This is a genomic window from Gynuella sp., from assembly GCF_050297175.1.
Classification (GTDB): Bacteria; Pseudomonadota; Gammaproteobacteria; order Pseudomonadales; family Natronospirillaceae; genus Gynuella.
The window spans coordinates 80,320-93,052 of the sequence record NZ_JBNKSF010000041.1 but is presented as its reverse complement, the minus strand read 5'-3'; the positions used below and the strand labels follow the sequence as shown (position 1 = coordinate 93,052).

At 46.4% G+C, this 12,733-nt stretch carries 11 protein-coding genes; 6 read left to right on the top strand and 5 right to left on the bottom strand.

The genetic code is table 11. The features are described from left to right. Positions 1-60: 60 nt before the first annotated feature. The gene (glnA, locus tag ACQY6I_RS17650) at positions 61-1,467 is read right to left on the bottom strand and encodes a glutamate--ammonia ligase (protein WP_428242823.1); all 1,407 of its coding nucleotides are present in this window, start codon (positions 1,465-1,467) and stop codon (positions 61-63) included. Between the two features lie 291 nt (positions 1,468-1,758). Between glnA and thiI the strand changes: the two genes are divergently transcribed. After that, on the top strand, positions 1,759-3,213 hold the full coding sequence (gene thiI, locus ACQY6I_RS17645; RefSeq protein ID WP_428242822.1) for a tRNA uracil 4-sulfurtransferase ThiI: 1,455 nt from the start codon (positions 1,759-1,761) through the stop codon (positions 3,211-3,213). A gap of 54 nt (positions 3,214-3,267) precedes the next feature. On the opposite strand, the gene secB is transcribed toward thiI, so the two are convergent. Genes secB through ACQY6I_RS17630 form a run of 3 tightly spaced genes read right to left on the bottom strand, consistent with a single transcriptional unit; the run spans position 3,268 to position 4,465 of the window. Next, positions 3,268-3,741, bottom strand: coding sequence for a protein-export chaperone SecB (gene secB / locus ACQY6I_RS17640; RefSeq protein ID WP_428242821.1), 474 nt, complete (start codon positions 3,739-3,741; stop codon positions 3,268-3,270). 41 nt (positions 3,742-3,782) lie between these two features. Continuing rightward, positions 3,783-4,034 (bottom strand): glutaredoxin 3, encoded by a 252-nt coding sequence (grxC, locus tag ACQY6I_RS17635; RefSeq protein ID WP_428242820.1) that lies wholly within the window; start codon positions 4,032-4,034, stop codon positions 3,783-3,785. A 14-nt stretch (positions 4,035-4,048) separates the two neighbouring features. Beyond that, on the bottom strand, positions 4,049-4,465 hold the full coding sequence (locus ACQY6I_RS17630) for a rhodanese-like domain-containing protein (RefSeq protein ID WP_428242819.1): 417 nt from the start codon (positions 4,463-4,465) through the stop codon (positions 4,049-4,051). A 160-nt stretch (positions 4,466-4,625) separates the two neighbouring features. On the opposite strand from ACQY6I_RS17630, the gene gpmI reads away from it, so the two are divergent. From gpmI to ACQY6I_RS17605, 5 genes are all read left to right on the top strand, one after another. Beyond that, positions 4,626-6,170 (top strand): 2,3-bisphosphoglycerate-independent phosphoglycerate mutase, encoded by a 1,545-nt coding sequence (gene gpmI, locus ACQY6I_RS17625; protein WP_428242818.1) that lies wholly within the window; start codon positions 4,626-4,628, stop codon positions 6,168-6,170. Positions 6,171-6,379: 209 nt separating this feature from the next. After that, complete coding sequence (locus ACQY6I_RS17620) at positions 6,380-7,516, top strand: murein hydrolase activator EnvC family protein (RefSeq protein ID WP_428242817.1); 1,137 nt, start codon at positions 6,380-6,382, stop codon at positions 7,514-7,516. Positions 7,517-7,645: 129 nt separating this feature from the next. Beyond that, entirely contained in the window at positions 7,646-8,953 is a 1,308-nt protein-coding gene (locus ACQY6I_RS17615; RefSeq protein WP_428242816.1) for a S41 family peptidase, read from the top strand. Between the two features lie 4 nt (positions 8,954-8,957). Beyond that, positions 8,958-9,710 (top strand): divergent polysaccharide deacetylase family protein, encoded by a 753-nt coding sequence (locus ACQY6I_RS17610; RefSeq protein WP_428242815.1) that lies wholly within the window; start codon positions 8,958-8,960, stop codon positions 9,708-9,710. 50 nt (positions 9,711-9,760) lie between these two features. Beyond that, positions 9,761-10,531, top strand: coding sequence for a TatD family hydrolase (locus ACQY6I_RS17605; protein WP_428242814.1), 771 nt, complete (start codon positions 9,761-9,763; stop codon positions 10,529-10,531). On the opposite strand, the gene ACQY6I_RS17600 is transcribed toward ACQY6I_RS17605, so the two are convergent. Beyond that, a complete protein-coding gene (locus ACQY6I_RS17600; RefSeq protein WP_428242813.1) occupies positions 10,505-12,634 on the bottom strand; it encodes an EAL domain-containing protein in 2,130 nt (709 codons plus the stop codon). The two genes, ACQY6I_RS17605 and ACQY6I_RS17600, sit on opposite strands and share 27 nt — an antisense overlap. Positions 12,635-12,733 lie beyond the last annotated feature (99 nt).

The following is a 12,733-nucleotide window of genomic DNA, read 5'->3' as shown; positions in this document are numbered from 1 at the left end:
AGCCAAGCACTAGATATAAAAAAAGCGGCACAATGCCGCTTTTTTAAAATAGACCGATGATTAAACTGAGTAATACATATCCAACTCAACAGGGTGAGTGGTGTGTTCAACGCGGAAGACTTCTTCCATTTTCAGTTCTATGTAGGCATCGATCATATCGTCGGTAAATACACCGCCAGCTGTCAGGAACTCACGGTCTGCATCCAGGCTGGACAGCGCTTCGCGGAGGCTGCCACAGACTTGTGGAATTGCTGCCGCTTCTTCCGGTGGCAGGTCATACAGATCTTTATCTGCTGAGTCGCCAGGATGAATTTTGTTCTTAACGCCGTCAAGGCCGGCCATCAGCATAGCTGCAAATGCCAGGTAAGGGTTCGCAATCGGATCCGGGAAACGGGCTTCGATACGCTTGCCTTTAGGTGAGGCAGTGTAAGGAATACGGATAGATGCTGAACGGTTGCGGGCAGAATAAGCCAACATAACAGGCGCTTCGAAACCAGGGATCAGACGCTTATAAGAGTTCGTTCCTGGGTTGGTAAAAGCGTTCAGAGCTTTGGCGTGCTTGATAATACCGCCGATGTAATACAGTGCTGTTTCAGACAGCCCGGCATATTCATCGCCTGCAAATTGGTTTTCGCCATCTTTCCAGAAAGACTGGTGGCAATGCATGCCAGAACCGTTATCGCCAACAACTGGTTTTGGCATAAACGTCGCCGTTTTACCATAAGCCGCCGCAACATTGTGCACACAGTATTTCAGAATCTGAGTTTCGTCGGCTTTTTTAACCAGGGTGTTGAACTTAACACCAATCTCACACTGACCGGCAGTCGCCACTTCATGGTGGTGTACTTCAACTTCCAGGCCCATGGCCTGCATTGCAGAGCACATGGCTGAACGAAGATCATGCAGGCTGTCGACTGGAGGAACAGGGAAATAACCGCCTTTCACTCTTGGGCGGTGGCCCAGGTTTCCATCTTCATACAACTCGTTAGTAGACCAGGCTGCTTCTTCAGAAGAAATTTTGTAACCGGAGCCACTCATGTCGGTGTGCCAGTTAACGCTGTCAAATACAAAAAACTCGGGTTCAGGACCAAAGAAGGCTGTATCTCCCAAGCCTGTTGATTTCAGGTACTCTTCTGCGCGCGTGGCGATGGAGCGAGGATCGCGTTCATAACCCTGCATGGTAGAAGGTTCGATGATGTTACAACGGATGATGACAGTAGTGTCTTCTGTAAATGGATCCAGAACACAGGTTTCATCATCAGGCATCAAGATCATGTCTGATTCGTTAATGCCTTTCCAGCCGGCAATGGACGAACCGTCAAACATCTGGCCATTTTCAAAAAAATCTTCGTCAACACTGGATGAGGGGATGGTGACGTGTTGTTCTTTACCCTTGGTGTCAGTGAAGCGCAGGTCAACCCATTTAGCCTCAGACTCCTTGATCAAAGTAAGGGTTTTTTCTGACATTATTCAGTCTCCGAAGTTGATTGGCTTATTGCCACGTTATGTTTCTAACCGAGCTGCTGAGTATCGGTTCGCACTGTATCTGTGCACAAAAAAGCAAAGCTTGTGCCATGGCAAGAAAACCTTGTGGCATAGTTTTTTTGTACTCTGCAAAAAATCAAGTGCATCGTAATTGTGCTTTGTGATTTTTTTGTGATCTTTTTTGGTGCATTGAATTTTTTTTAACTCATTTCTTCGTGTTTGGCGCAAAACAGCTATAATTGCGCGCCCTAAGAACCAGCTAAGCACGTTGTCATGAAATTTATTATCAAACTGGCACCAGAAATTACCATTAAGAGCAAACCGGTGCGAAAAAGGTTTACTCAACAACTCCGGCAGAATATCAGAAACATTCTGCAAAAGATTGATACAAATGTCGCCGTCAGCGGAGTTTGGGACAATCTTTTTGTACAGCCATCGAGTCAGGCCAGTGAAGATCAATGTAATGCCATTGCTGAATCCCTGGCATGTACGCCGGGAATTGCACACATTCTCCAGGTTGAAAGTTTTCAGTTACAAAGTCTGGAAGATATCTTTTTAAAGGCTAAAGATTTATACCGTAATGAACTCAAAGGTAAAACATTTGCTGTTCGGGTCAAGCGGGTAGGAAAGCATGACTTCACTTCGCTGGATGTTGAACGTTATGTGGGTGGTGGGCTTAATCAACACACTGAAGCTAAAGCTGTAAAGCTGAATGATCCGGATATCACCATTAAAATTGAGATTCGTGACCAGGACCTTTTTCTGGTTACCCGCCGTATCAACGGACTGCGAGGATTTCCAATTGGAACCCAGGAAACCACTTTAACACTGCTCTCTGGTGGGTTTGATTCCGGAGTTGCGGCTTATCAGATTATGAAACGCGGCATTCGGACTCATTTTCTGTTTTTCAATCTGGGCGGTTCAGCTCATGAAAATGGTGTTAAACAGGTTGCTGAATATATTTGGCGGAAATTTGGATCCAGCCATCGTGTACTGTTTATAGCAGTGCCATTTGAAACGGTAGTGGCTGAGATTTTAACCAAAGTTGATAACTCACACATGGGCGTCATTTTGAAGAGGATGATGTATCGGGCGGCAGACCGGGTGGCAGAACGCTTTAATCTGGAGTCATTTGTAACGGGTGAGGCTATTGCCCAAGTCTCCAGTCAGACCATGATCAACCTCAAGGTCATTGAGGAAGTGACCGATAAGCTGGTATTTCGACCGCTGGTTGTATCGGACAAGCAGGAGATAATTGATCAGGCCCGGCGAATCGGTACGGCTGAGTTCGCTGAAACCATACCAGAATACTGTGGAGTGATATCCAGAAAGCCGACTACTCGCGCCAGGCTCGAAAAAGTACTGGCGGAAGAACAGAAATTCGATTTTTCTGTGTTGGATGCTGCGCTTGAAAGTACGGTCGTCAGAAACATAGATGAATTGTATGTAACAGAAGCCAGCGGTTATGAGGTGCCTTATCGTTCTCATTTGTCAGATGACGAAATTCTGATCGATATTCGACACCCTGATGAAAGAGACTTGAAAGCTCCTCCCAAGGCGGTCAATGCTCTTGAGATTCCGTTTTATCGTCTTCGTCAGGCATATCCTGAACTGGATCAAAGCAAATCATATGTGCTGTATTGCGACAAGGGTGTGATGAGCAAGATGCAGGTACTTTATTTACGTGAGCAGGGGTTTGAAAACGTCTCGGTATTTGGGGAAGGGTGAGTTGCTATTATGATTCTTGCCGGTGAGGATACCGGCAAGACTTTGTTGACAGGATCAGTGCATAGATGATTCTGTTTCAGAGTCGCTGTCGCTCTTGGCATTCAACTCTGCAAGTTTTTGCTGATAAATTGCATCGAAGTTGATCGGTGCCAGATGCACAGGTGGGAAGCTGCCTTGTACTACCAGATTGTCAATATATGCCCGTGCATATGGAAATAACAGATTTGGGCAATAGGCACCTAGCATCTGGTTTTTGACTTCTTCTTCAAAGTTTTCCATGTTGAAAATGCCGCACTGTTGAACTTCGGCAACAAATGCCACTTCATCACTCACTTTGGTTGTCACGGTCAACATCAGAACCACTTCGTAAACGGCTGCATCAAGCTGTTTGGTTTTGGTGTTCATATCCAGATTGATTTTCGGTTCCCAGGGGTGACGAAAAATCTGCGGACTATTGGGGGACTCGAACGAAGAATCCTTGATATAGAGTCTTTGAATGCCGAAAACCGGCTTTTTTTGTTCTGTCATGACTTGTGTATTCCTATCAATAATCGGTAATCAGAAGCAGACTATCCAAGCAATGGGTCAAGTTTGCCAGTGCGTTCCAGAGCATAAAGATCATCGCAACCACCGACGTGGGTGTCGTTTATCCATATCTGGGGAACGGTATGGCGTCCTGCTTTGGCCGTCATTTCGCGGCGCAGATCAGTTTTTCCATCAACTACAATTTCGTTGAACTGAACACCTTTTTGTTGCAGTAGATGCTTTGCCTGCATGCAAAATGGGCAGTAGTTGGATGAATAAATCGTAATGTTTGCCATATTCATTGCCTGCTTCAGGATTTAACCAAGGGAAGGTTGTTGCTGAGCCACTCGGTAATCCCTCCTTTGAGGCGAGTGACGTTTTCAAATCCGGCTTTTTTTAGCGTTGCCCCAACTGTGCCTGTCGTGGTACCGGTCTTGCAGACCAGAATGATAGGCTTATTGCGGTAGGGCTCCAGTTCCCCAAGTCTGTTGCTGATATTCGTTGCAGGAATATTCAGCGAGTTGGGCAAATGGCCGGTTTTGAATTCATCTTTTTTGCGGACGTCGAGCACCACAGCATTTTCACTGTTGATCAGGCGAGTCGCCTGCTGAGGGCTGAGTTGAGCCCCGCCTCTGGCACTTTCATTAAGAATGACCAGAATGAAAAAGACTAACCAGACTGCGGATAATATCCAATGGTTCATGATGAAGACGAGAAACTGTTCCATACTTAATAATCGTAATACAGGGTTGAAAAGAAGGCGTGGAGTATACACGTGCAGGTCAATGCTATCGAGTGAATTAGTTTTCTTTCCTCGCACCCTATATACGACCAAGGTAGAATAGTGATATTCCAATCCAGTTTTTCAACTTACAGGTGAAAGTCCTATGTCCAAAAAAATACCTCATGCTTTGATTATTCTCGATGGTTTTGGATACAGCGAAACCTCCCAATCCAATGCTATAGAAAAAGCAGACTGTCCTAACTGGAAACGTCTATGGGCTGAATACCCCCATAGTCTTGTACAGACTTCAGGAATGGCTGTTGGTCTGCCGGAAGGTCAGATGGGAAATTCTGAAGTAGGTCATATGAACCTTGGAGCCGGCCGTATTGTTTATCAGAGCTTTACCCGGGTATCCAAATCTATTGAAGATGGTGATTTTTTCGACAATGTCGCTTTGACCGGTGCTGTTGATAAAGCCATTGCGAACAATGGTGCTGTGCACATTATGGGACTTGCATCTCCAGGCGGTGTTCACAGTCATGAGGATCACTTGGTTGCCGCCATTGAAATGGCAGCCAAACGAGGCGCGAAGAAAGTGTATGTTCATGCCTTTTTGGATGGCCGCGATACCCCTCCTCGTAGTGCAGAAGCGACTTTGAAGAAGCTGGACGCCAAGTTGGCAGAGCTGAATGTTGGTTATGTTGCCTCGTTGATTGGTCGTTACTACGCCATGGATCGTGACAACCGTTGGGAGCGGGTTCAACAGGCTTATGATCTTATGGTGCGTGGCAATGCTGACATTGTTGCCGCCACAGCAGTGGATGGATTGCGTGCCGCGTATGAGCAGGATAAAGATGACGAATTTGTACCCCCGACATCTATTCGCCCTAATAGTGCAGAGGCCGTTAAAATTGAGGATGGGGACTCTGTCATCTTCATGAATTTCCGCCCTGACCGTGCGCGTGAGATTACTCGTGCTTTCGTTCAGGATGATCTGGATTCAACGCTGGACCGCACTGTGCGGCCTCAGTTGGCTGATTTTGTCATGCTGACAGAATATGCTGCGGATATTAAGTGTAGCTGTGCTTATCCCTCCCAGGATCTAGTCAACTCTATCGGAGAAGTGACTGCCAGTCTCGGTAAAACGCAATTGCGTATTGCTGAGACTGAAAAATATGCCCATGTAACCTTCTTTTTCTCCGGTGGTCGTGAAGAGGAGTTTGAGGGTGAAAGCCGCATTTTGGTGCCTTCTCCAAAAGTTGCCACATATGATATGCAGCCTGAAATGAGTGCGCCGGAAGTCACTGAGAAGCTGGTGTCAGCAATTGAAAGCGGTGCCTATGATCTGATTGTCTGTAATTATGCGAATGGTGATATGGTAGGTCACACAGGCAAGATGGATGCGGCCATTAAGGCGGTTGAAGCTTTGGATGTTAGTTTGAAAGCAGTTACAGATGCGATATTGGCAGCAGGCGGAGACTGCTTGATTACTGCTGACCATGGTAATGTTGAGCTGATGGTTGATCCCGAGACCGGTGGGCCAGTGACCAGCCATACGACTTTCCCGGTACCATTGGTTTACGTCAGTGGCCATGGCAAGGTTAAATCGCTGAATGATGGTCGTTTGTGTGATATTGCTCCAACTTTATTGTCGATGATGGGTGAAAATGTTCCGGAAGAGATGACGGGAGAAAACCTGATCGTCTAGACTACAGACAAGACTGATGCCAAAAGCCAGCAAAAAGCTGGCTTTTTTATGTTAAGGGATGAACGGTATTCCTCGGATACAGGGATGTGCAGGAGAGAGATATAAAGGTAGTGGTTGGTTGTGCGTGTCTACCTACTGTAATGATCATGGTTTTGTTACTGAACCGCGGGCAGGAAGGTGATGATGTTTGATTTGATACGGAAAGCGAAATGAAGTTTCTGTTGCTTATATGTGTATTAATTGGATCTTTCTGCTCTTTTGCACTGGCAGAGGATCGTCAGGCGACTGAAAAAGATCTTAAAGTATTGAAACAAGAAATGGATAAGCTGAACCAGTGGTTGCAGCAGGTTTCCAAGCAAAAAGATGGTCTACAAGAAAAATTAAAGACTACCGAGAAATCCATTTCCGATAATCTGGCTGAAATTGAACAATTGCAGCAGGAGCTTGAGCGGCTAAAAAAGCAAATTGCGGAGTTGCAGAACAACCAATCTCAACTCCGCCAGGCACTGAAAAAAAAGCGTCACAACATCGAACAACTGGTGGTTGCGAGTTACCAACAGGGGCGACAAAGTCAATTGAAGATGCTTCTGAGTCAACAGAATCCAAATGATCTGCGTCGTATGCTCAACTATGCCACTTGGTTAAGTGAGTCCCAGCAAGACCTGTTGACTCAATATCAAAGGGATCTCACAGAGTTGCAACATACCGAACAATCGCTGAATGATAAATCTGAGCAGTTGCGCAAGAGCAATCAGCGTTTGGTGAAGGATAACCAACGCCTTAAGCAACAGCAAAATGAAAGAACTCAATTGTTGGTCAAGTTGAACCAGCAGATTGCCAGTGGTTCACAACGGTTGGTGACGATGAAAGAGGATCGTGCCCGGCTGGAAGAGTTGCTGAAACGTATGAATGAGTCTCTAAAGTCCCTGGTGCCAATTGAAATGGATGTGCCGTTTGCCAGTGTTCAGGGGCAGCTTGGCTGGCCTGCGCAGGGCAGATTGACTCATCGTTTCGGTGAACGATTGGGAGCCGGCCCGCTGACTTGGGATGGAATCCTGATCGCTGCTAAAGAGGGGGCTGGTGTAACAGCCGTACATCATGGCAGAGTCGTGTTTGCGGACTGGTTGAAGGGATTCGGATTATTGATCATTCTGGATCATGGCGATGGTTTCATGAGTTTGTATGGACGAAACGAAGTGCTGCTGCGATCGGTGGGTGAGTGGGTAAACAAAGGTGATTTGCTGGCGCGTGCTGGTGACAGTGGTCTGGAGGAACCTGGTGTTTACTTTGAAATTCGTTATCAGGGGAAGCCAAGAAACCCTGCAAAGTGGTTGGCAAAGCAGTAATTCCAGCTGCAAAACCAAAATATTGGCATCATAAAAAGCACGTAAATAATGATTGTCCTTTAGGGAGCGGGTAGTCTAGAGAATAAACTGCTGCGTAAAATACGAAGTGACTATAAGTGGATTGATTGAATGAACACAATGAAGAAAACTTGGATAGGATTTATTGCTGCAGGTCTTTTGGGCCTTTTTATTGGCATTGGTACTTCGGTTGAGGCAGGCAAAGGGCCTGAAACCCGTTTGCCGATTGATGATATTCGTAATCTCGCTCAGGTGATTGATCACGTAAAGCGTTCTTATGTTGAAGAAGTGGATGATCAAAAACTGCTTGAAGATGCCATCCGTGGCATGCTGGCAGGGCTGGATCCTCATTCAAGTTATCTGACTCCCCAGGATTTTGCTGACTTAAGGGAAGACACCAGTGGCAAGTTTGGAGGTCTGGGTATTGAAGTTTCCATGGATGAAACAGGATTTGTCCGGGTTGTGTCTCCAATCGATGATACGCCCGCTTTTCGCGCCGGCATTCAGGCCGGAGACCTGATTACGGTATTGGATGATAAGCCAGTAAAAGGTTTGTCACTCAGTCAGGCTGTCGACATTATGCGTGGAGAACCTGGTTCCACGATTATGCTGACAGTTGTACGTTCTGGCGAATCGAAGCCGCTGGAAATCAAAATAAAACGCGACGTTATTAAAGTGACCAGTATTCGCCAGCGGATGTTGGAATCTGGTTATGGTTACGTGCGTATTAGCCAGTTCCAGCAGCGTACCGGCCCCGATTTTGTCAGTGCAATGAAGAAACTGCGTGATGAAAATGGTGGTGAGCTGAATGGGCTGGTACTGGATCTGCGTAATAACCCTGGTGGCGTGTTAAATGCTGCAGTGGATGTTGTGGATGCGCTGATCTCTGAAGGTTTGATCGTATATACCGAAGGGCGTTTGCCGGATTCTGAATTCAAGTACAGTGCAACCTCCGGTGACGCTTCTGATGGAGTGAATCTGGTTGTCCTGATTAATGGTGGTTCAGCTTCTGCATCTGAAATTGTGGCAGGCGCTCTTCAGGATCACAAACGCGCGGTGATCATGGGGACACAGAGTTTTGGTAAAGGTTCTGTGCAGACCATATTGCCTCTGGGTGAGAACCGTGCCCTGAAACTGACCACTGCCCGTTACTATACTCCGAGTGGCCGTTCCATCCAGGCTCAGGGAATTGTGCCTGATATTGCGGTTGAGCGTGGAAAACTGAATCTGGAAGAAAGTCGTTTCTTTAAAGAATCTGATTTGCAGGGCCACCTGGAGAATGACACCGCAGCTTCGGGTGAGGCTGGCAAAGCCAATGGTGATCCTGAAGCGGAAAAGAATCTGGCGGAAACCGATTATCAGCTCTATGAAGCGCTTAATATGCTCAAAGGTATGCATATCGTATCCAAACTGAAGTAATGCGATGCGGCTAGTTCTGTTTTGTCTGTTGTATTCAGTGGCATGTCTCGTACATGCCGTTGAAGCGCAGACGTCAAAGGCTAAAGTAGCCATTATTATTGACGACCTCGGTTACAACCTGAGCCGTGGTCGTCAGGCTATCGATCTTCCTGTTCCCCTGACTCTCGCTTTTTTACCTGACCGAAACTATACCCAGGTGCTTGCCAAATATGCTCACAATAAAGGCAAGACAATCATGTTGCATATGCCTATGGAAAGTGAAAGTGGCTTTCCGATGGGGGAGTATGGGTTGGAGGTTGGTATGTCTGACAAACAAAAGCGCCAAAAGCTGGATGAAGCTCTTGCTGCTGTACCGTATGCAATGGGAGTTAACAACCATATGGGTAGCCGGATGACCCGTGATCAGGAAAGCATGTCCTGGTTAATGAAGGAGTTAAACCGTCACCAGATGTTTTTTATTGACAGTTTGACGGTAGCCGATTCCCTGGGTTGGAAGACTGCAGAGTCGACTAATACTCCTTACGCCACACGTACTGTCTTTCTGGATAATGATCTTGATCCTCAGAGTCTGGACCGGCAATTTGAAATTCTGATGGAAAAAGCCAGGAAAAATGGCCATGCCATTGCCATTGCTCATCCTCACCCCGAAACTCTTAGATTTCTGCGCATGCGTTTGCCATTGGCACAGCAATATGAACCCGTGACGTTTGTTTATGTGGACAAACTGTTGCTTGGAAAAGCTATTGCCAGTCAATAAACTGAAGTCGGTAATCCACTGAATTCCTCTGCCGGACGACAGGAGTTTTTATGTTGATTGATAGCCATTGTCATCTCGATTTCGAGGCCTTTGATGCTGATCGTCAACAAGTTATCGAATCCTGCCAGCAAAAGAATATTCGTGGGTTTATGGTGCCCGCAGTGGCTCCCAGATTCTGGCCAAGACAATTACAATTGGCATCTCAGTATCCACAAGTGGCCCTGGCTTTGGGATTGCACCCCTGGTATGTGAGTGAAACCGCGATAGAGTCGTTGCGTGACCTTGCGGAAATATTTGATAGGTCACCGGTTCCGGTTCTGGCAATCGGTGAAACTGGGCTTGATAAGCTCAAAGGTAATCCGGAGCTACAGCTGGAGGGTCTGAAATATCAGCTGAGTGTGGCGCAAGAGCTTGATAAACCCGTCATTCTTCATAGTGTGAAAACGCATGCCAGATTGCAGAATATCTTGCGTGATTATCCTGGTGTACGCGGAGTGGTACATGGCTTTTCCGGTAGCTATGAAGACGCAATGAGGTTTATCGATATTGGTTTTAAACTGGGGATTGGTGGCCTGATCACTCGACCCAACGCTCGTAAAATCCGGGCTGCCGCATCTAGATTGCCATTGCATTCGATGGTATTGGAAACAGACGCTCCGGATATGAGCCCTTATGATCACAGGGGGGCTCGTAATAGTCCGGAAAATCTGCTTTTAATTCTGAATTGTCTGGCAGAGTTGCAGCAACAGGACCCGGAGCAAATACAGCGGGCGGTACTTGCCAATACCCGGGAATTATTTGCCTGGCCACCATCTGTATAAATCCAGGAGTTGGTCTCCCGGCAGTGGTCGGCTGTAAAAATACCCCTGTCCCTTCGGGCATTGCAGCTCATTAAGTAACAAGCACTGAGTCTCGGTTTCTATGCCTTCTGCAATCACGTCCAGAGCCATGGCGTTAGCTAAAACGATCATCGCGCTGATCAGTGCACGATCATCCACATCCTGCTCTAAATCAGCAACGAAGCTGCGATCAATTTTGACGCCAGAGACTGGAAATTGTTTCAAATGGCTCAGAGAGGAAAATCCAGTACCGAAATCATCCAGCCATATTTTGATGCCCGCCTGATTCAACTGACTCAGAGTCCTGAGAGTTGCTGCCTCATTTTCCACCAGTGCGGTTTCGGTAATTTCTATGTGAATCCTGTCATTTTTGATGCGATGTGAAGAAATAGCCTTGAGCAGTGTTTTCTCCAACGCAGAATGCCGTATTTGTATAGGAGACAGGTTAATGGCCACATGGAAGTCGTCTTTCAGGTGAGGTTCCCATTGGCTTAGCTGCTGACAGATAGTCTCTATGATCCAGTCACCAATCGGCAGAATAAGGCCGGATTCTTCTGCAATAGGAATAAACACATCCGGCCCCACAAAACCCCGGACTGGGTTTTTCCAGCGGACCAGAGCCTCCACTCCACAGATGCTGTTATCTTTCAGATTAATCAATGGCTGATACCAAACACCAAGTTCATTATGGCTCAGTGCTATGCGAAGCTCGTTCTCTAAAGCTACCCGGTCATGGGCCTGTTGATCCATTTCGTGAGAGAAGAAATGGAAGTCGTTTTTGCCGGCGTTTTTAGCGCTATACATGGCAATATCGGCCCGTTTCATTAGGTTACTGCCGGTGTTGCCATCATCAGGATAGATCGCCACACCAATACTGCAGCTGATATAAATATCGAAATTCAGAATGTGATAGGGCTGGCTGATCATTTTGATCAGGGCAGTAGCATTGTGCGCGGCTTCTGCTGGACTGCTGATTTCCAACACACATACAAACTCATCTCCGCCAAGCCGTGCCAAGAACGGTTTCTGGCGATCACTGTCTTCCTGGGTTACAGAAGACATCTGAGCCTTAATCCGGCTTGAAACATGGTGAATCAATTCGTCCCCAAGTTCATGGCCATAGGTATCGTTTACCCGCTTAAAACCATCCAGGTCCATGAATATCAGGCAAAAGGACTTTTTATGGCTGTAGGAAATGTCAATCCAGCGTTCTAGGATTTCGCTGAAAAACAATCGGTTTGGTAAATCTGTTAAAGAGTCGTGATACGCCAGATGTTGAATACGAAGAGACCTTTCTTCAAGGTTTGCCACCATTTGATTCATGGTATTTGCGAGGGCGACAATTTCATCATCCGCTTTGATACTGAGATGTTCACGATAACGGCCCTGACCGATATCGTTGGCGAACTTAACCAGTTTGGCAATCGGTTGAACCAGGCGTTTTGCAATGTGATCACCAACAGAGATGACCGCAATGGCCAGTGCGATGGTAATGCCAAGGGCAATATTCAGAAACTCGAATATTTTATGGATACGGCGCTCAGTGGCCTTATTTCCCAACGCTTTGATTTCATTAATGACATCGGTCTGGGAAAACAGCATTTCAACCCCTCCGATAACACGATTCTCGACCAGAACGGGTTGGGCTATGAAGAGTTGGTCTTCAGAGGGCTCTTTATAGGTCATGCCGCGTTTGACCGCCTGTAGAAGCTGTTTACTGACTTGTTCCGTCGAAACGAAAATATCGGCAATTCCATCACTGTGGCCAAAATAATTATTTTTCAAATCAAAGATATGAATGGTTTCGACTTCATCGTTGGCCAGCGTTACGTTAGTCAGATCAAGGATGGTTTCATAGTCGTAATTGTATAAGGGGCGGGACAGGTTTTTGGCAAATTGCCGGGAAATCGTTTGGGAACGATTGAGCATCCGCTCCGTCAGTTCGGCTTTTAAATCATCGACATTCAAGCGATTGAGTTCTGCTGATGCATTTTCAAACAACAGGATCAATGAGATAGACAGGATCAGTAAGCTACCAGTCGTCAGACCCAGAATAAACAAAGAATACCTGGTTCTTAATTTCATACTAATCCGGATTCCTTTTGTGGTATGAAGAAAAAACTGAAATCAATTGTAGCAGCATACTCAAATTCAGTTTCTATTGGTTTTGCAGGCAACGATGAT

Coding starts and splice junctions, on each gene's coding strand:
- glnA (WP_428242823.1), bottom strand. CDS start 1,467: ATGTCAGAAAAAACCCTTACTTTGATCAAGGAGTCTGAGGCTAAATGG.
- thiI (WP_428242822.1), top strand. CDS start 1,759: ATGAAATTTATTATCAAACTGGCACCAGAAATTACCATTAAGAGCAAA.
- secB (WP_428242821.1), bottom strand. CDS start 3,741: ATGACAGAACAAAAAAAGCCGGTTTTCGGCATTCAAAGACTCTATATC.
- grxC (WP_428242820.1), bottom strand. CDS start 4,034: ATGGCAAACATTACGATTTATTCATCCAACTACTGCCCATTTTGCATG.
- ACQY6I_RS17630 (WP_428242819.1), bottom strand. CDS start 4,465: ATGGAACAGTTTCTCGTCTTCATCATGAACCATTGGATATTATCCGCA.
- gpmI (WP_428242818.1), top strand. CDS start 4,626: ATGTCCAAAAAAATACCTCATGCTTTGATTATTCTCGATGGTTTTGGA.
- ACQY6I_RS17620 (WP_428242817.1), top strand. CDS start 6,380: ATGAAGTTTCTGTTGCTTATATGTGTATTAATTGGATCTTTCTGCTCT.
- ACQY6I_RS17615 (WP_428242816.1), top strand. CDS start 7,646: ATGAACACAATGAAGAAAACTTGGATAGGATTTATTGCTGCAGGTCTT.
- ACQY6I_RS17610 (WP_428242815.1), top strand. CDS start 8,958: ATGCGGCTAGTTCTGTTTTGTCTGTTGTATTCAGTGGCATGTCTCGTA.
- ACQY6I_RS17605 (WP_428242814.1), top strand. CDS start 9,761: ATGTTGATTGATAGCCATTGTCATCTCGATTTCGAGGCCTTTGATGCT.
- ACQY6I_RS17600 (WP_428242813.1), bottom strand. CDS start 12,634: ATGAAATTAAGAACCAGGTATTCTTTGTTTATTCTGGGTCTGACGACT.